Origin of the sequence: Pseudomonas sp. NPDC088368 (assembly GCF_044753445.1) — a bacterium.
Taxonomy (GTDB): Bacteria; Pseudomonadota; Gammaproteobacteria; order Pseudomonadales; family Pseudomonadaceae; genus Aquipseudomonas; species Aquipseudomonas bambusae.
Genome location: NZ_JBIVNG010000008.1, coordinates 219,984 through 238,467 on the forward strand (window position 1 = coordinate 219,984; position 18,484 = coordinate 238,467).

Below are 18,484 nucleotides of genomic sequence, written 5' to 3' on the forward strand. Positions count from 1 at the left end.
CGCGACCTGGGGCTTTCCACCCCTGTAACCCAGAGGCCAGACGCTTCCTGATGGGCATAACAGGTGTTATTTGCTGCGTTGATTAAGGCAAAGTTAACGCAATAGTTAAATTAAACGTTAATAAGTCGATGAACTTACTTTAATGATGACTTCATGCGTAAAAGACCGTTGCAGGATATAAGATAATACACATCATCGATTTCAGTAATGTCGCCTATCGATGCTGAGTATTTATCTTCTCATCGTTATTCGGGAAGAATGATCCCAACAGCAAACGAAACCACCGCTTTGCTAATGACGACTTAATGATCCTTACCGACTTTTGGAGAATCACATGAAATACGTAGCCTTCGCCGCACTCTCGCTGTTCAGTGTCTTCGCCTCGGCCAATGAGCTGTCGAACACCCAGGCCAGCGCGCAGCCAGTGTCTCAAACCGAACAGTACAACCGTCACAAAGGCCTCGACGTCGCCAAGGTCACCAGCGTTAAAACCGCTCAAGACCCTGAAAAGTTTGACGGCCTGGTAAAAACCGATCTGACGTATGTTGATAGCAACGGCGTCACCCATAACCTGGAATACACCACCATGGGTTATGGCCGTCAAAACGGCTGATCTTGCTGGGCGATGTTTATATGCTCACGTGCAATAAGAAAAACGCTGCGCTAATGACGCAGCGTTTTTGTGTGCGTTATATAAATTTCCTCTGTTATGACTCGCGCCTTGATCATCCCGGTTCGGCTGCTCGCCTGAGCGTGATGCGAGTCAGTTCCGAAGGCACGCCAAGCCGCAAGGCAAAGCCTGGCCAGAGCGCGGTGCCGTTATTGACGTAGAGCTGCAGGCCGTCAACGTCATAGAACCCTGACACAAAACCTTCGTTGGCCCGGGCGATGATCAGGTCAAGCGGACGAATCATGCCGCCGTGGGTATGCCCCGACAACTGCAACGCCACGCCTTGACTCGCGGCGAGCCGAGCGTTGCGCGGCTGGTGGTCCAGCAAAATGATCGGCGTGTGGTCGGGCGCGCCTGCCAGCGCCTGCTTGAGGTCTGGACCCGGCAAACCGGCCCGTGGAGCGCTCAGGTCGGTGACGCCAGCGAGGACTAAACGAGCGCCGTTGCGCTCGATGAGTGCATGGCTGTTGTTCAGGCGGATCATGCCCAGAGACGCGAAGTAGCGCATCCACGTTTCGTGATCGAAAAAATACTCGTGATTGCCGGGAATCACATACACCCCGTCGGGAGCGTGCAGATTGCGCAGCGGTTCGACGTCTTGTCTTCGTGCGCTGAGCGGGCCGTCGATGAGGTCGCCGGTGACCACGATCAGATCGACCCCCAGCGCGTTTGAACGATCAACCACCGCTTGCGCCCACGGCTGATTAAAGAGGCGACTGATGTGCATATCGGTCAATTGCAGAACGGTATAACCGTCGAATTGCGGCGGCAGGTCTTTAATGGCCACATCGATGTCCTTGACCGGCGGGACCCGTATCGCCTGGTGCACGCCGACAGCCGCCAGTAACAGCGCCGCAGTCCCTATCCCATAGCGCAGCGTGACGGGAATCTCCAGCCAGCGGCGACGAACCATCAGGGTGAGCAGGGCGCCCAGATCAACGACGAGCTGCAACACCGCGATCAGCAGAATCGCGCCGAATGCCCAGTTGAAAAGAATCACCACCCCACGGGGAAACTCCGGCGAGAACACGCTGCCGGAGGAGAATTTCGCGTACAGGTGGTACTGCGACGCCAGCAACAGCACCAGCGCGGCCCCGACTCTGACGGGCAGGGGCCACGGCAGGGGCCAGATGAATCGAACGATCACATACAGGCAAGGCGTGCTGAACATAAGATGAAACATCAGGTGGCTCCTGTGTCCGTAATGGCCTGTGCGCCTACCTCGCTAAATGCTGTGAAAGCGCCAGCCCAGAGAGGTTGAGATCAACGGCCAAGGCGATACGTTCAGAAGCCCCTGTTTTATTCATGGCATGTGCTTCCTGCTGTGAGAGGAGGTACGCCACATCATGTGTGTCCTCGCAGTGCAGGATCAGGCCGCGGTCAGTGAGGCCATGTCGATCACGAACCGGTAGCGGACGTCGCCGCGCTCCATACGTTCGAAGGCGTGATTGATGTCCTGGATCGCGATGGTTTCGCAGTCCGGAACGATGCCTTTACGCGCACAGAAATCGAGCATTTCCTGGGTTTGGGCAATGCCGCCGGAGGGCGACCCGGTGATGCGTCTGCGACCCATGATCAACGGCAAGGTGCTAAAGCCTTCCATGTCACCCAGATTGCCGACGATGACCAGCGTGCCGGCCACGTCCAGCAGGCCCAGATAAGGCGACAAGTCGTGGGCGACGGGAATCGTGTCGATGATCACATCAAAGGCTGACGCGGCGTTGGTCATGGCCTCGTCCGAGGTGGACAGCAGCACATTGTCAGCGCCCAATGCGTACGCCTCGTCGGCCTTCCCGGACGTGCGGGTGATGACCGTTACGTTGGCGCCCATCGCTGCGGCGAAACGCACGGCCAGATGCCCCAGTTCGCCGATGCCGATGACGCCTACGCGGCTGCCGGGGCCGACGTTCCATGTGCGCAGCGGGGAGTAAACGGTGATCCCGGCACACAGCAGCGGGCCCGCGAGGGCTGGATCGAGCTTTTCGGGAAGCGCGAGCACGAAATGGTCTTTGACGACGATGTGTTTGGCGTAACCGCCCAGGGTGACGTCGTGGGTGATCCGGTCCTGTCCGTTATAGGTCACGGTCGGGTACTCGCGGCACATTTGCTCTTCGCCGAGTCGGCACTGATCGCAGTGCGAGCAGCTGTCGATGATGGTCCCGACCGCCACGTGCTGCCCAACGCTGAACGGGCTGACGTCGCGGCCCGTTTCGACCACTTTGCCAATGATCTCGTGGCCCGGCACGCAGGGGTAGTGCGTCTTTTGGAAGGCGCTCCAATCGCCGCGTGCCTGATGCAGGTCGCTATGGCACACCCCGCAGTAGAGGATTTCAATAGCAACGTCATCCGGCCGCAATTCGCGGCGTTCGAAGGAAAAATGAGTCAGTGGGCTGCTGGCATTGTGTGCAGCGTATCCATAAGTCTTCATCGGTCGAATGTCCTGGTAGGGAGGAGCAATGACCATACGGCTGAATGTCAGCCGCCGGTCAGCCCGATACTCCCGGGTCATTGCCCGATCCGCTTGGATGACGGGGCTGGAAGAGGGAGTTGACAGAGTGCGCCGGCGGGAAATAGGGAACGCGCCACTATTCCCACGGAATGGCGAGCCAGAGAATCAGGCAATCCCTCGATAGAAATGGGCTAACTTGAAAACGGCGCATGCCTCTACAGTCGTCATGAACGCAACGTCTCCCCATGAACACGGTGATTCAGGTCCCTCATCATGATTGAATTAAACGAGGCGGATGATATCCGGCGTGCCGAAACCGCCGGCATTCGCGAGGAACTGGCAAACCGCATTGAAAGGTTTCTGAAAAACGATGCCGAGCGCATGACCTCGTTGCCCGGTCTCAGCGTTGCCACGGTTCTGAGGCCGACCGTGCCCAGCTCATATGTCTACGAACCGAGCATTTCCCTGATCCTTCGGGGGCGCAAGCGCCTGCACCTCGGAAAAACCACCTACATCTATAACGAGTCCCGATTCCTGCTCACCGCTGTCAACCTGCCAACGGTGACTGAAGTGCTGGACGCGACCCCCGAAGCGCCTTACGTCTCGCTGTTGATGCGACTCGACTTGCAGACGGCGCGCCAGGTCATGGCCGATGTGGGAACCACCGGTTCGGGCGGCGCTGCTACCGGCATCGGCATGGCCCTCGGACCGGCGACGGTCGAGCTGTTCGATGCTGTGGGGCGGCTGATCAAACTGATCGACAACCCACAGGACTTGCTGCATGTCGGGCCGCTCATTCAGCGCGAGATCATTTATCGGATTCTGGTGAGCTCGGCGGGGCTTCGCTTTCGGGACACGATCATCGCCGGAACACAGAGTCAGCGCATCGCCAAGGCCATCGCCTGGCTGCGGGACCACTATATGCAGCCTCTGCGGATCGAAGACCTCGCGACGCTGGCGGGAATGGGCGTATCGACATTGCATCACCATTTTCGGGTCATGACCGCCATGAGCCCGTTGCAGTACCAGAAACACCTTCGTCTTCACGAGGCTCGCCGGATTCTGTTGACCGAAGCCGTGGATGCCACGACCGCCGCCGTGCGTGTCGGCTACGAAAGCGCCACCCAGTTCAACCGGGAATACAAACGCAGTTTCGGCGCGCCACCTATGCGCGATATCCAATCGTCTCTGGCGGCGGGGAGCCGCGCGACGGAGTGAATCAGGTCCTCACGCGCGTCTCTGGAGTGCAATCCTCCTGAATACTTGCCTAATCCTCCGACCTTTCACGGTATGGATAGAAACTGTCAGAACCAAAGGCTAAAGTTGGGCCACCGGGAGCCTGTTTCAAAAAACCTCCTCCCTGCCAGGCATCGCACCTGGCGCCGGCCTTCGACACGCGTCTACGCAGCCGGGAGACCCCGCCTGTCATCGCTGCCCGCAGCGCCGCCGTTTAAAAAATCAAAAAGCATAATCAACCGATGATGAGCGGGTGAGCCATGGAATTACGCATTAATCAGAAGACCTATCAAGTCGATGCCGACGCCGATACGCCCTTGCTGTGGGTGATTCGCGACGACCTGGGCATGACGGGCACCAAATACGGTTGCGGCCTCGCACAGTGCGGCGCGTGCTCGGTGCTGGTGGATGGCAACGTCGTGCGTTCCTGCGTGACTCCGGTGGCCGGTGTGGTAGGCCGTGAGGTGACGACCATCGAGGCGATTGAGTCCGATGAAGTCGGTAAGCGTGTGGTCGCCACGTGGGTCGAGCATCAAGTCGCTCAGTGCGGCTATTGCCAGTCCGGGCAAGTGATGGCCGCCACAGCGCTGCTCAAACACACGGCCAAACCCAGCGACGCGCAGATCGAAGCCGCCATGGTCAATCTGTGCCGCTGTGGGACCTATAACGCGATTCATGCCGCTGTCCATGACCTCGCCGGACAAACCGTGAAGGGGGATGCCTGATGAACGTTCGTTTCGATGCCGTCGCCCATCTCATGGGGCAACCCCTGACCGACCCCGTCAACTTTTCCCGCCGACGCTTCCTGACCGGCACCGCCGTGGGCGCGTTAGTGTTGGGTTTTGGCTTGCCACTCGGTTCGTCTCGCGTTCAGGCCGCTGCTGGGGGCGCCGCAGAGCGCGGCACCCAAGTGCCTGCGTTTCTGGAAATTCGCCCGGACAACACCGTGCGGCTGCTGTCTCCGTTCATCGAGGGCGGGCAGGGTACGTTCACGGCCATGGCGCAGATCGTCGGCGAAGAGCTCGATGCCGACCCTGCCACCTTTATCGTCGAGTGCGCTCCGCCGGGTGAAGCGTATTACGTGATGGAAAACGGCATCCGCATCACGGGCGGCAGCATGTCGATCCGGATGAGCTACCCGACCATGCGCCGTCTGGGCGCGCTGGCCCGCGCCATGCTGCTTCAGGCAGGGGCTGAGGCGCTCAACGTGCCCGTCAGCGAACTGACCACCGAGCCCGGTAAAGTGGTGCACGCGGCCTCGGGTCGGTCCATTCCTTATGGTGAACTGGCGGGCCGCGCACTGGACTTGCCGGTGCCGGACCCCGCCAGCGTCACGCTGCGCGACCCGAGCCAGTTCCGCTGGATCGGCAAACCGGTGAAACGCCTCGATGCCTATGACAAGTCCACCGGCAAGGCGCTCTACACCATCGACCTCAAAGTCGACGGCATGCTTCACGCTGCGGTGCAACACGCGCCGCGCCTGGGCATGACCGTGGGCACCCTGCGCAACGAAGACCAGGTCAAGGCCATGAAAGGCGTGCATTCGGTGCACCGTCTGCCCGGCGCCGTGGCGGTGGTCGCCGAGCGTTGGTGGCATGCCAAGCGTGCCGTGGAAGCGATTCAAGTGGACTGGCAGGAAGCACCCGCCGATTCGACAATGCGCGTGATGCCCGCTGATTTCTCGACCGACGCCTATTTCAAACGACTGGCCGCTGAGAAAGGCCCGGCTCGCGATGACGAAAACGAAGGCGATGTGGCCGGTACGCTGGCCAACGCCAAGAGCAAAATCGAAGCGACCTACAACAACCAATACCTGCACCATGCCCAGTTGGAGCCGCCATCGGCCCTGGCGCGGTTCAACCCGGACGGGTCGCTGGAAATCTGGCTGCCCAACCAGGCGCCAGAAATGTTCCAGGCCGACATTGCCAAGCGCTTCGGGCTGAACCCGTCGCGGATCACCCTGCATTCGCCGTTGCTGGGCGGCTTCTTCGGTCGGCATTTCCTGTACGACTCGGCCAGTCCGTACCCGCAGGCCATCGAATTGGCGAAAGCGGTCGGGCGTCCGATAAAAATGATCTGGAGCCGTGAAGAAGAGTTTTTGCGTGACGTCTTGAGACCCGGTGCAGCGGTCAATTTCCGCGGCGCTCTGGACAATGACGGTTGGCCTGTTGCAATCGAAGCGATCAGCGCGACAGAAGGGCCGACCGAGGGACTGGCCGGCAAGCAAGGCGACAAGATCGACCCGACGGCCCTTGAGGGACTGTCTGGCAAGTCCTACGCGATTCCCAACAAGCGCATTGCGCAGATCTACGTCAAAGGCTCGGTCACGTTGGGCTACTGGCGCTCGGTGGGTAATTCGCTCAACGACTTCTTCTATGAGTCCTTTCTCGACGAGCTGGCGGACAAAGGCGGCAAAGACCCGTTCGAATTGCGCCTGCACCTGCTGCGCGACAACAAACGCCTGACGACCTTGTTGAACGCGGTCGGTGAACTCTCGGGGGGCTGGAAGCGCGGTCCGTTCACCGCTGAGGACGGCAGCAAACGCGCTCGCGGCGTGGCCATGGCATCGCCGTTCGGCACGCAGACAGCCGTGATCGCCGAGGTGTCCATCGAGCACGGCCAGGTCAAGGTGCACGACATCTGGCAAGCCATCGACCCCGGCAGCATCGTCAACCCGGCGATTGTCGAGGCTCAGGTCAATGGCGCGGTGTCGTTGGGGTTGTCTCAGGTATTGGTGGAGGAAGCGGTGTACGTCGACGGTAAGCCCCGTGCGCGCAACTACGACTTGTATCCGATTCTGCCGCCCTCGCGGATGGCACGGGTGCATGTGAAGGTGGTCGAAAGCGGGGAAAAAATGGGTGGCATCGGTGAACCGCCGCTGCCTGCGGTGGCGCCTGCCGTGGCCAACGCGGTCGCGGCATTGACGGGGCAACGGCCTCGCAGCATGCCCTTGAGCCGATACACCTTTACCTGACCTGCGCCGGAGCCTTTATGAATAACAGCCGATTCGCAAGAACCGCTGGCTGGCTGGCGTTGCCGTGCCTGGTCGCGGTGGGCCTGCTGGCCTGGTACGTTACCCGCGAGCCCGTCTCGCATCTGCAAGCTGATCAGACCGCTGACATGGCGCCCGCGCTGGTGACCCGAGGTGAGTATGTCGCCCGGCTCAGTGATTGCGTGGCGTGTCACAGCGTGCCTGGGGGTGCGCCGTTTGCCGGTGGGCTGGAAATGGCCACGCCACTGGGCGCGATTCATACCACCAACATCACCCCGGACCGGGACACCGGCATTGGCGGCTACAGCCTGGCGGACTTTGACAGGGCCGTTCGACATGGCGTCGCCCCCGGCGGACGTCGTCTGTACCCGGCCATGCCGTATCCGTCTTACGCCAAGCTCACGGACGAAGACGTCCGCGCGTTATATGCGTTCTTCATGAAAGGGGTCGCGCCGGTCAAACAGGCCAACATCGCGAGCGCGATTCCGTGGCCGCTGAACATGCGTTGGCCCATCGCGTTATGGAACGGCGTGTTCACCGATGCCGCGCCGTATGCGGCCAAGGCAGGTAAAGACGAGCTATGGAATCGCGGTGCCTACATCGTTCAAGGCGCTGGCCACTGCGGCAGTTGCCACACGCCGCGCGGACTGGCGTTCAACGAAAAGGCGCTCGACGATTCCGGTACACCGTTCCTGGCCGGTGCGTTGCTCGATGGCTGGTACGCGCCGAGTTTGCGCAACGATCACAACACCGGGCTGGGTCGCTGGGACGAGCCGGAAATCGTGCAGTTCCTCAAGACCGGACGCAACAAACACGCGGTGGTCTTCGGTTCGATGACCGAAGCCTTCAACAACTCCACGCAGTTCATGAGCGACGGAGACCTGGCGGCGATTGCGCGTTATCTGAAGTCATTGCCTGGCGATGGCCAACGCGACGGCGCACCCTGGCAGTATCAAGCAGTGTCCGCCGCTGCCCGGCTGGACGTTCCAGGCGCCCACACGTACGTGACCCGCTGTGCGTCGTGTCATGGGGACGATGGAAAAGGGCAGTCGGAGTGGATGCCGCCCTTGGCCGGGGCGACGTCGGCACTGGCGAAAGAAAACGCTTCGGCCATCAACATCACCCTGAACGGATCGCAGCGCGTGGTCGCGGCTGGCGTCCCGGACGCCTATCGCATGCCGGCGTTCCGCGAACAGCTGTCGGATCAGCAAATCGCCGAAGTCCTGTCTTTCGTGCGCAGCACGTGGGGCAATCAGAGTGAACCCGTGGATGCGCAGGCAGTCAGCAAATTACGTGAACACACAGACCCGGCAAGTAGCAGCCCGATCATTCTGCAAATGCGGTAAGGAGACGCCTGATGGAAAGCATTGACCTTTTGGTGTTGCGCACCGCCCGTGACTGGCTCGCGGCAGGAGAACACGTGCTGCTGGCGACCGTGGCCCGGACCTGGGGCTCCTCGCCGAGGCCCGTCGGCTCGATGATGGCCCTGCGTAACGACGGTCGCGTGGTGGGCAGCGTGTCGGGGGGCTGCATCGAAGACGATCTCATCCACCGCTATACCACCGCCTACGGAGGTGAGGGTTTGAGGGGAGGGCACCCAGAAGTGGTGCGTTACGGCGTCACGGCCGACGAAGCCCATCGTTTCGGATTGCCATGTGGCGGAACCCTGGAGCTGGTCTTCGAGTTCAACCCCTCCTGGCAATCGCTGGATGAAGTATTGGGCCAGCTCGACTCGGGGCACTTGGTGCGTCGGCGCCTGGTGTTGGCGAGCAACGAGGTAAGCCTCGAACACAGCCCTGCGCCGGAGCAGTTCAGCTTTGACGGCCAACAGATGCTCAACACCTTGGGCCCAGGGTACCGCCTGCTCATGATCGGCGCCGGTGCGCTGGCCGAGTACCTGGCCACGATGGCGTTGTTCAACGGCTTCAAAGTCACGGTCTGTGATCCGCGTCCCGAGTACGTCGAAACTTGGTCAGTCAGTGGTGTCCAGCGCATCGTCGGCATGCCGGATGATGTCGTCCGGGATTTCTCGGTTGACCTCAGAACCTGCATCGTCGCCTTGAGCCACGATCCCAAGCTCGACGACCTGGCCTTGCTGGAGGCCTTGCAGAGTCCGGCGTTTTACATCGGCGCCATCGGTTCGCGACGCAACAGCCAACAGCGCCGCGAGCGCTTGATCGAACACTTTGGCGAAACCGAAGTGTCACTTCAGCGACTGCGCGGCCCCATTGGCATTTATATCGGCAGTAAGACCCCGGCGGAAATTGCCGTCAGCGTCATGGCTGAAATCCTCGCCGCCAAAAACGGCGTCGTCCTGCCTCGGGACGTCAGCGTGACCGAGGCCAAGGCGCTGGAAGACCGAGTGACGCTGGAGCTGGAGAAAGAACTGGTCTGAGGGGCTTCACGCGCGGGCGACGACACCCGCATCTCACGGCGCCTCGAAGCCCGCGCAGACTGCGTCGGTGAACAAGCGTGTGTGCGTGTGTCGCGCCGGGTCAATCTGCCGATGTTGTGTCAGGGTTGTCAGCCTCTCTGCTTTCTGCCTTGAGCCAGTCAAGAACGGCGCGAATCTCAGGCGAGCTCTGTTTGCCTGGGGCACAGAGAAAGTGATAACCCGTGTCACTTTCCATTTCCTCATCCAGCAGTTTGCGAAGCGTGCCGGTGCGCAGTTCATCAGAGATGTGCGATGTCCTGGCCATCGCGACGCCAAGTCCTCGAATCGCCGCCGAGACGGCCATGTTGGAGTGAGGCACGACCAGCACGCAATTGAGCGAGGAGGGTGCCAGTGCGTTTTTTTCTAGCCAGTAATCCCAGGAAGGCGTCGATATCTGTTCGCCATTGGCCATGTTCCGGGAACGCAGAATGACCGGGAACTTGATCACGTCTTCGGGGGTTGCGGGAGGGCCGATCCGATCGATCAGGGCAGGGCTGCACACCGGGAAAATCCGTTCAGGAAGCACGAACTCCGCGTAAAAGCCCGGCCATGTGGCGTCGCGGGTTTCCAGGCGTATGGCGGCTTGTCCGCTGGCATTATCGAATCGCGAGAAATCCTCGGTGTTGAGCTGAATACGGATGTCGGGATGCCTGGCGTAGAAGGCGGGCAGGCGAGGGATCAACCAGGTGTTGGCGAACGAGTCGTGAACGAAGAGCTCGATCAGCGATGCGCCCTGAGCACTTCGCTCGAAGCGCGTGGCGAGGGCGGCAAAATCCTTCAGGAACTGGCGCACGACAGGGAGCAGTTCGATGCCAGCCTGCGTCACGACCATCGCACCGGCACTGCGATCAAACAGCTCGGCGCCCAGTATCTCCTCCAGTTGTCTGACCTGGTGGCTGATCGCGCTTTGCGTGACATGCAACTCCAACGCCGCCTGCGAAAAATTCAGGTGCCGAACGCAGGCCTCAAACCCCCTGAGCGCAGCCATCGAGGGGAATTTCCTAGCGGCCATTGCCGAGCCTCAACTGGACATTCATAGGGCATAAAATCCTTTCATTAACGACCGTTTCCCGCGTCGGGACAGAATAGCTTTTCCCTGCCGCGAACACTCACCATGACCTCATCAGCTCCCGCGCCTGACGTCCCGCATACTAAACGAACATCACGTAAAAATGCGCTCACCGCCGCCTGCGCGGCCCATGCCACACACGATGGTTTGTGCGATCTGGTGTATGTGTTCCTGCCGGTCTGGCAGGACATGTTCATGCTCGGCTATGTGTGGCTGAGTGTGCTCAGAAGCGCTTATGCCTTGACGCTGGCCGTGTTGCAAATACCGGTGACCTCGTTGACATCAAACGTTCGTCCGGTCCATTTGCTCGTCGGGTCGACCACTGTCACCGCGCTCGGCTGGTTACTGGCGGGGCTGGCCGGGAGCGCCGTCGGTTTGGGTGCTGCACTGGTGGTCGCCGGGATCGGCGCGAGCGTGCAACACCCCGTGGCGTCCGCCATGGTGTCTCGGGCGTACGGCAGCGGGGCCAAGCGGCCGCTGGGGATCTACAACTTCGCGGGGGATGTCGGCAAATCGGTGCTGCCCGCTTCAGCGGCGGTCCTGCTCACCTATGGCTCGTATCGTAATGTGATCTTTGTCTACGCAGGCGTGGGCGTGCTCGCGGCGTTATTGATCGGAGCGCTCCTTAAGAGGACTGACACCGTTCACGCGTCGCCTGAGCCGAGTCACCCGGCAGACGATATCAACGGAGTGGCCGAGACACCGGGCGCCTTTCGGGCACTGCTCGCCACAGCGATACTGGACAGTGCTGTGCGCATGGGATTTCTCACCTTTCTTCCGTTCATCATCAAGTCCAGCGGCGGCTCGTTGGCTCAAACGGGCGTTGGCCTGACGCTGGTCTTCATCGGCGGCGCCGTCGGCAAATTTTGTTGCGGCTGGATGGCGGAGTCACTCGGCAGCACCAGGGCAATCATGCTGACGGAGGTCGCGACCGCACTGCTCATCGTGCTGGTGCTGACGACACCGCTGACGATCGCCATGCTGACACTGCCGTTCCTGGGAGTGGTGTTGAATGGCACATCTTCCGTGTTGTACGGCGCGGTCACCGACGTGGTCGACACACCCGGGCACGCCCGAGCTTTTTCAGTGTTTTACACCGGAACCATTGGCGCCGGCGCGCTGGCCCCGGTGCTGTATGGCTACGTGGGTGATCACGCAGGTATCGCGGCGGCTGTCATCGTCATAGCGGTCACGGCGGCCGTGTCGTTTTTGCCGGTCACCCTTGCGACCCTCCGGCATCCTGAAGGGGTGGGTGAATCGCGATGAACATAAAGGCTTAATCACGCTCCCTCATGGGCAGCCGTTTTGCCGAATACGCGCGTTTTTCGTCCTCGGAGTTGTAGTAGACGTTCTGGGTCGTACTGAGGCTGTTGTGCCGCAAATCGACCTGAAGGTCTTTCATGTCGCGATGGGGCGCATCGAACGTCGCCGAGGTGTGCCTCAACCAATGCAAAGATGCCGCACGCAAGCGTCCAACGTCTTCATCTGCCCAGTTTTCCGCCTGCATCCGTTCCAGTGCCCGGTCAAATACCTCTTGGAGCAACACCCGGATATGTCGATCCGACAACCCGGCGCGCCCTCGTTGCGTCGCGATCAACGGGGTGGTTTCGCGGAAACCGGGCAACGGCGACAGGCCCTGATGCACCCGCCAACGCTTGAGGTAGTTCTCGACATAGTCGTCCCGCACGCTGATTTTCCCGGCCTTGTTGCCTTTGCCAACCACGTGATACCACCAGTTGCCCGCGCCATCCTTGCGCATGTCGCCCATGCTCGGCGTCCAGTTCTCACGGCCGACCAGGTCGGAGACCCGCAAATACATCGCAAAAATCGTCGCCACGATGAACAGCGTGCGTTCATATCTAGCATCCTGGGAGGCCAGCAACTCGGCTGTTTCCAGCACAAAGTCCCACTGCAATGAGGTCAGAATGCGCGTGTCGGCGTCGCCCGTGGTGCGCTGCTTGTACTTGCTCTTCTGTTTAACTGCCTTGAACGGATTGTGCTCACAGAAACCCTCATCGATGGCATGTTGAAAAAAGCTGCCGCAGACCGCAAATATCTGCGCGATCGAGCCTTGCGCAGGCTTGTAATGGTCCTGAAGGAGAGGGCGGTTGTCCTCGTTGGCGCGCTTGCGTTCCTCTTTGGAAGCCGACTGACTGAAAGGCCGCCAATCAGGGTTCAACACAGACGTATCACTGGCCAGCTTCTTGCGACCGCCGACCCGTAAGAAGCGCGATTTCACGACAGGGCCGACCCAGGCGGGATCGGGTGCGAGGCAGAACTCCAGAAACGACTCTGCGTGTGTACGGCGCATGTCCAAAAGGGAAACGCGAGACTTCAGCAGGGTCCATAGCAACAGGCGCTCGACGTGCGTGCGGTAGGAATTGAACGTAGACTCGTTGCCGGCATAGGACTTCAAGAAACCCCGCACGGCGCGATAGCCCTCAAGGGCCTGCAATTCGGCGGGAAATTGCTCCAGATAGCGGGTGACGGCGGGCAGTTCCTCCTTGAGCGAACTGAAATTCAGCTCGACGAAACGGGCAAAAGTCTCGAATAACGGATGCGGTGTCGAAGGCGTGGACATTGAAAATCGCTTGCAGAAGGCTTTGGAATGGTCGTGATGATCCTATGCGGAGCAGTATTGTGCAATATCCGGGTCTGACAGTTATCGGATATTACAAACGCGTCAATCCGGCTACCCAAATGCTGATTCCAGCGAATTTCCGCAATATCTGGCCCAACCGCTTATTGGCATGCGTCGTTGCATCCGATAAGCAATCACTGTGTGCTCAAATCCCTTTCACGCATTTCCGGACATCGTCATCAATGACGTTCCCTGGCTTGATGCAGTCCCGAAGCGGCTTACGGTCTTGAAGCTCATCGAACTCGGCCCGTTGTCTGTTTCGGCATTGTTTGTCCAGTGCCAGGCCGAACGGAGAATGATCAACCTTAGAGATTCGCACAGCGTTGCGTTGGCGAATGTTGACGCCTGACCGGCGATCGTTTGTGCAATGGAGTCTGCAGACCAAGCGTTGAAGCTTGCGCAGATGAGTAATGCGGCGAATGCGCGGTTCATTGTTCATCCTTGATCTGGGCGTGAGCATTGGTGCTGAGTCGATGTTGCTCAGCTTGATGTGAGGCGTGGAGGCATTCGTGATGGGAAGATCGGGATGGAGAATGAGGGTGGTGACTGGATCGGCTTGAGGATAGACGGCGAGGTAGCGATTTGAAGACTGGACGCCCAAGGATGGAATTTGGGGTTTTGAGCGTTGCAAAGCGTCACACTCACCACCCAGTGCTGACACAGGCTGTTACGTATAATGTATATTATGTTAAATCCTGTAACTGGAACGGAACCGGTCGGTCCTGTTCAATGTCACTAACCTCCGTTCACGTTTGCACAAAACCCCGTTTCTCGAAAAATCAGCAATTTGAAAGCTCATCCTCATCCCCTGTCTCATGTTCGCTTCCCGCTGCTGTTTCACTAATCGCCGGTTAGCACCGCATGTCACGATCAGATTGGCCGTACCTCAATCACTCTGCTACACGTATACGTACCCTGATATTCGTCTACAAGGATGTATCGATAGCCTCGCAGTAGCTGCTCGCAGATGTCATCGTCTTCTGCAGAGCCTTGAGCACCGCCCTCCAGCAGTTCCACCGCGGCTGTCATCACTGCGGTAAGACGAGCCTCGTCAACGACCTCTCCTCGCTCAAAACGAGTGCCTGTCAGCCGCATCGCCATGCTGTGGTAAGTCATGACGCTCACACCGTAAGCATCCACACCTACCAAGCTAAGCAAGCGGCGTCGAATTTCATTGGCAGCATGTCGATTGAATGTAAGTGCGATGATGCTACTCGCAGGAACACGGCGTACTCGAAGAAGGTACGCGATGCGGTGGACGATAACCCGTGTCTTACCTGAACCTGGCCCTGCCAGTACGAGGCGATTGATATCGTCATTATCGGCAACCACCAGGCGCTGGGTTCCACTGAGCGAATGCACGATGGATTTCCAGGACTGCTCGCTGGTTGCAAGCTTTAGCACCTCCTCACGGCCGCCGAAGTATTCCTGGATGAAATCGCGCTTGGGATTGCTGAAATAATCAAACACCAGCCGCAACGCAGCAGCCATGTCCTTGAGGCCTTTTTCGGCGTACTCACGCATCACGTGAACCTGAATGCACTTCTCGCGATAATGCTCGTCAAGCCGCTGAAAATCTTCCTTCAGATAACCAGCCTTCTTATCTGCGTTAACCTCAATCGTCATCGCTCGGCGCATGACAGTCATGCCATGGTTCAGGATCAAGACCTCCTGCTGATGGAGGTACAACAGGACGTGTTCAATCGCGCGTCGGCGCTGATCGGGCGGGATTGTTTGGGCGAGGATCAGATCACCCTCGATCACCCCGATCAATTGGCCGAAGGTGGTCTCTATGAGAAGGTCTTTTGAGCGCGCCCCCGGGGCGAGAAGTGAGATAAAAAACGTCAGCAAGCTATGTGCGATGGCACGTCGTTTCTCTCCGAACTTGCTGATTTTACGCCACGAATGGCCGCCGATAATCCGCAGCTTCAACTGGTCTCGGTTGAGCTGACGAAGCTCGAAGCTGCTGCGCTGCTGGCTCTCTCCATCACGATCCTGAGCAAGACTGCGTAGCAGCCTAGCCACATGTAAAGGAAGGACATCCTTGCGATCCACATGCGCGCGCAGAACGGTCGTCAGGTGAGGAAGATTTACGTCTTGCCAATCCCCATTTTCTGCTTCTGGCGACCACTCTGGTAACACATTGAAAAGCGCTTCTTCTAGCTCTAGTGCATCCTTGAGCCGCTGGTTAGATGCACCGACCACCCCATGGCGGACATAGAGAGTCAACTGGGAGTCGTTAATAAGGATTCCCATCTCCTCCATCTGCTTTAACGCACCGGCGAGCTCTTCCTGAGACTGGCTCGTCAAAGCGATCAGCTCATCTGTGCTGATCCTCTGATCCGCTCCCGCACCGTATATGAATCCAACGATCGCCTTGAATTCTTCGAGGCGGCGCAGGGATAAACCAGCCAGCTGGAGGCGGCGATTAGCTTCCTCCAGCGTTAGTGCGGGTCGTGCTGGAAAAATCCGCGTCTGGTTTTCTTCTCTTTTGAGAAAGTCGCTACGCTCCAACCAAGCTACAGCAGTGACAACCTTGGTTTCGGCGTCTCGATCGTCCGCGGCGAAACTCGTATCTACAGCGGCATCTAGCAGAATTTCCCCTGCCGTGATGACTAGCTCCCGCCCCTTACGCTTTCCGCTTTCAGTGCGGAGTTTCTTGAGTATTTGCTGGATATCCCGAAGCCCTAGTCGAGACCGCTCGCTCATACCGAACTGAGTTTCGATGTCCTGAGGGTCATACAGCAGAACGCAGCGAGCATCATCCTGGTCTCGACCGGCCCTCCCAGCCTCCTGCAGGTAGTTTTCCAGAGAACCTGGAATGTCAGCGTGAACCACCAGCCGGATGTCAGCCTTATCGACCCCCATGCCGAATGCGTTGGTGGCCACAATCACCTTCAACGTACCGTTCTTGAAGGAGTTCTGGATGTCGGTTTTCTCACTTGGTGGTAGCCCAGCATGGAAATGCTTGCACGGCCATCCCTGGGCGATTAAGAACTCAGAAAGCTCCTCTGCTCCTTTTCGACTGGATACGAAAATCACGGATCCGCCGTTGCCCGAACTCAGATTGTCGTCGAGCAACTCGTGAGTTCTGGGCCATTTCTCAGCTTTGGTGCAAGGGATGACTTCGAAGCTTAAGTTTGTACGCTCGTGAGAACCTAAAAATTCATCGAACGTGATGCCTAAGCGATCGGCAAAATGTGCTCGGATGTCCGTCAGAACATCGGGCTTAGCTGTGGCAGTGAAACAGCCGATGGGAGCAAGAGGTCGATCACCGTGGTAATCCCGAATGAAGCGTGACGCGTAGAGGTAATCCGGGCGAAAATCGTTGCCCCATTTGGACAGGCAGTGCGCCTCGTCAAAGATCCACGCACCAACCTGGCGTTGCTTGACTGCGCGACGGAATGACTTGTTTCGGAACTGCTCGGGAGAAACCAGCAATATGCCGATGTCGCCCATCTGGATTTTTTCGAGGACATCGGAACGCTCTGGCATGGTGAGTAGGCCGTTGAGCGCTGCAGCACACTGAACGTTCCTCTCAAGCAACCCATCGACTTGATCTTTCATCAGCGACTGCAGCGGAGAGACGATTACAGTGAGGCTCCCGTTGCGGTGGTATCGGTTGAGCGCCGGTAACTGGTAGCACAGCGATTTGCCTCCGCCCGTAGCAAGAATCGCAAGCACGTTACGCCCTCGCATCCCGGCAGAAACGATATCGTGCTGCAGGCTTTTACCTTCCTCCTCGTAGCGAAAGTCCTCGAACCCGAAATACCGCTGCAGCTCATGTCGAGGATCATGCGTCGTCCGGCAATACCCGCACGAGGGTTCTCCACAGGGAACATCTCGCAGTTGAGTGATCAATTCGCCCACCCGCGGGAACTGGTACCGCACCCATGGCGCCAGCACCGAGTTACCACCTGAAACACGAAGCCAAGCCAGCGTATAAGCCAGAGGCCAATGCAGGTCTTTTTTTTCAAGCTCCGCTCGGATCAAGTGATCAAGCCGCGTCGAGCAAACCTTCAGCTTCCTCTGAAGCGTCGGATCCGTCTCCTGCAACAAATGCCTTAGCTGAGGCCCCAACAGTTCAGGGGCAATCGCAGAGGCATTGGTGAGTTCGTAAAACAACGGCTCCAGATCACTTCCGGGAGGAGCGATCAAGCTTTGATAGCATTGTAATTCCGCCCGACTCGACGCTCCTAACACCGCGAACGCACCTCGTTGATCGTTGAACAACGTGAAAGTCGAGCGGCAGTCGGCCAGAGGCGAGTTGAGGGTATCCCTGATCAATTTGTAATCCTTGATCAGTCGATGGTAGGGATTTTGAGGAAACGCCAGCGGTGAGAGCATTAACGTGTCAATCACCGGAAGCTCATGGAGTTTCAGATCGGGCGCCGTTCTCCGAAGTAACGGCAGATCATGCAACAACACGTTATGGCCAAGCACCCACTCAGCGCCCCGCACAAGGGAATCCATTCGCTGCAACGCTTGCGCTAGGTTGTGGGTGGTATTGAGCTCAACCTCTTCATTGCTATCGGGCCTCATAGCGCCGAGTTTGATGATTTTTTCAGCGCTGGTGTCGGAAGCGGGTACGACTTCCAAATCAAAAATCAAAGCGCTTACTGCAGAAGATACGGCCATGCGATCAAGAATCCATCCAATAAATCAACCGCATCGGCTCTCAAGCAGCTCATTAGTTCAATCCGCACGCGAATCGATGCCGCCGAGGCCCCAGGGTAAAAAGGAACACCAGGATTATGATTTCCTGTAATCCAGATGGCAAATCGACAGCATCGATGCGACCCCACCTTGTCCGATCACTAGATAGCGTGAGCACTGGACGCGAGTAAATGGGGGGACAAAGCCTCCCTTTGCGCTGCCATCGCCGTGAACAACAACGTGTCCATCCGCGGCAACAACAATCCACCGTGCCGGTTCGCCCAAACGTCCCCGAGTCTCAGTCTTGTCGACTTCTGCTCCTCAGGTTTCACAGACT

12 protein-coding genes and 1 pseudogene are annotated in these 18,484 nt (G+C 58.7%); 7 read left to right on the forward strand and 6 right to left on the reverse strand.

From position 1 onward, the window contains the following. The first annotated feature begins 334 nt into the window (after positions 1-334). On the forward strand, positions 335-613 hold the full coding sequence (locus tag ACIQAL_RS19075; RefSeq protein WP_166594469.1) for a DUF2790 domain-containing protein: 279 nt from the start codon (positions 335-337) through the stop codon (positions 611-613). Positions 614-725: 112 nt separating this feature from the next. Here ACIQAL_RS19075 and ACIQAL_RS19080 read toward each other — a convergent pair whose 3' ends face one another. Then, positions 726-1,853, reverse strand: a complete 1,128-nt coding sequence (locus ACIQAL_RS19080; RefSeq protein ID WP_401148271.1) for a metallophosphoesterase — start codon at positions 1,851-1,853, stop codon at positions 726-728. 186 nt (positions 1,854-2,039) lie between these two features. Then, complete coding sequence (locus tag ACIQAL_RS19085; RefSeq protein WP_401148274.1) at positions 2,040-3,098, reverse strand: NAD(P)-dependent alcohol dehydrogenase; 1,059 nt, start codon at positions 3,096-3,098, stop codon at positions 2,040-2,042. Positions 3,099-3,392: 294 nt separating this feature from the next. Here ACIQAL_RS19085 and ACIQAL_RS19090 point away from each other — a divergent pair, with 294 nt between their 5' ends. The 5 genes from ACIQAL_RS19090 to ACIQAL_RS19110 all read left to right on the forward strand — a co-directional run bounded on the left by ACIQAL_RS19090 (position 3,393) and on the right by ACIQAL_RS19110 (position 9,742). Next, on the forward strand, positions 3,393-4,337 hold the full coding sequence (locus ACIQAL_RS19090; RefSeq protein WP_401148277.1) for an AraC family transcriptional regulator N-terminal domain-containing protein: 945 nt from the start codon (positions 3,393-3,395) through the stop codon (positions 4,335-4,337). A gap of 278 nt (positions 4,338-4,615) precedes the next feature. Then, positions 4,616-5,080 (forward strand): (2Fe-2S)-binding protein, encoded by a 465-nt coding sequence (locus ACIQAL_RS19095; protein WP_341957911.1) that lies wholly within the window; start codon positions 4,616-4,618, stop codon positions 5,078-5,080. Next, on the forward strand, positions 5,080-7,329 hold the full coding sequence (locus ACIQAL_RS19100; RefSeq protein ID WP_401148280.1) for a molybdopterin cofactor-binding domain-containing protein: 2,250 nt from the start codon (positions 5,080-5,082) through the stop codon (positions 7,327-7,329). The genes ACIQAL_RS19095 and ACIQAL_RS19100 overlap by 1 nt, the downstream gene beginning before the upstream one ends. A gap of 17 nt (positions 7,330-7,346) precedes the next feature. Continuing rightward, complete coding sequence (locus ACIQAL_RS19105; RefSeq protein WP_401148283.1) at positions 7,347-8,693, forward strand: c-type cytochrome; 1,347 nt, start codon at positions 7,347-7,349, stop codon at positions 8,691-8,693. Positions 8,694-8,704: 11 nt separating this feature from the next. Continuing rightward, a complete protein-coding gene (locus tag ACIQAL_RS19110) occupies positions 8,705-9,742 on the forward strand; it encodes an XdhC family protein (RefSeq protein ID WP_401148286.1) in 1,038 nt (345 codons plus the stop codon). A gap of 100 nt (positions 9,743-9,842) precedes the next feature. Here ACIQAL_RS19110 and ACIQAL_RS19115 read toward each other — a convergent pair whose 3' ends face one another. Further along, complete coding sequence (locus ACIQAL_RS19115; protein ID WP_401148287.1) at positions 9,843-10,769, reverse strand: LysR substrate-binding domain-containing protein; 927 nt, start codon at positions 10,767-10,769, stop codon at positions 9,843-9,845. A 126-nt stretch (positions 10,770-10,895) separates the two neighbouring features. On the opposite strand from ACIQAL_RS19115, the gene ACIQAL_RS19120 reads away from it, so the two are divergent. Continuing rightward, entirely contained in the window at positions 10,896-12,116 is a 1,221-nt protein-coding gene (locus tag ACIQAL_RS19120; RefSeq protein WP_401148289.1) for an MFS transporter, read from the forward strand. A 10-nt stretch (positions 12,117-12,126) separates the two neighbouring features. On the opposite strand, the gene ACIQAL_RS19125 is transcribed toward ACIQAL_RS19120, so the two are convergent. From ACIQAL_RS19125 to ACIQAL_RS19135, 3 genes and pseudogenes are all read right to left on the reverse strand, one after another. Further along, complete coding sequence (locus ACIQAL_RS19125; protein WP_401148291.1) at positions 12,127-13,431, reverse strand: tyrosine-type recombinase/integrase; 1,305 nt, start codon at positions 13,429-13,431, stop codon at positions 12,127-12,129. Between the two features lie 216 nt (positions 13,432-13,647). Next, positions 13,648-13,923 (reverse strand): hypothetical protein, encoded by a 276-nt coding sequence (locus tag ACIQAL_RS19130; protein ID WP_401148292.1) that lies wholly within the window; start codon positions 13,921-13,923, stop codon positions 13,648-13,650. Positions 13,924-14,406: 483 nt separating this feature from the next. After that, positions 14,407-18,129: pseudogene (locus ACIQAL_RS19135) on the reverse strand (RecQ family ATP-dependent DNA helicase); the annotation flags it as partial. Between the last annotated feature and the right edge of the window lie 355 nt (positions 18,130-18,484).

What these genes read in the sequence shown, in the direction of transcription:
- ACIQAL_RS19120 (WP_401148289.1), top strand. Translation starts at nt 10,896, where the DNA reads ATGACCTCATCAGCTCCCGCGCCTGACGTCCCGCATACTAAACGAACA.
- ACIQAL_RS19115 (WP_401148287.1), bottom strand. Translation starts at nt 10,769, where the DNA reads ATGGCTGCGCTCAGGGGGTTTGAGGCCTGCGTTCGGCACCTGAATTTT.
- ACIQAL_RS19090 (WP_401148277.1), top strand. Translation starts at nt 3,393, where the DNA reads ATGATTGAATTAAACGAGGCGGATGATATCCGGCGTGCCGAAACCGCC.
- ACIQAL_RS19125 (WP_401148291.1), bottom strand. Translation starts at nt 13,431, where the DNA reads ATGTCCACGCCTTCGACACCGCATCCGTTATTCGAGACTTTTGCCCGT.
- ACIQAL_RS19130 (WP_401148292.1), bottom strand. Translation starts at nt 13,923, where the DNA reads ATGAACCGCGCATTCGCCGCATTACTCATCTGCGCAAGCTTCAACGCT.
- ACIQAL_RS19075 (WP_166594469.1), top strand. Translation starts at nt 335, where the DNA reads ATGAAATACGTAGCCTTCGCCGCACTCTCGCTGTTCAGTGTCTTCGCC.
- ACIQAL_RS19095 (WP_341957911.1), top strand. Translation starts at nt 4,616, where the DNA reads ATGGAATTACGCATTAATCAGAAGACCTATCAAGTCGATGCCGACGCC.
- ACIQAL_RS19105 (WP_401148283.1), top strand. Translation starts at nt 7,347, where the DNA reads ATGAATAACAGCCGATTCGCAAGAACCGCTGGCTGGCTGGCGTTGCCG.
- ACIQAL_RS19100 (WP_401148280.1), top strand. Translation starts at nt 5,080, where the DNA reads ATGAACGTTCGTTTCGATGCCGTCGCCCATCTCATGGGGCAACCCCTG.
- ACIQAL_RS19080 (WP_401148271.1), bottom strand. Translation starts at nt 1,853, where the DNA reads ATGTTTCATCTTATGTTCAGCACGCCTTGCCTGTATGTGATCGTTCGA.
- ACIQAL_RS19110 (WP_401148286.1), top strand. Translation starts at nt 8,705, where the DNA reads ATGGAAAGCATTGACCTTTTGGTGTTGCGCACCGCCCGTGACTGGCTC.
- ACIQAL_RS19085 (WP_401148274.1), bottom strand. Translation starts at nt 3,098, where the DNA reads ATGAAGACTTATGGATACGCTGCACACAATGCCAGCAGCCCACTGACT.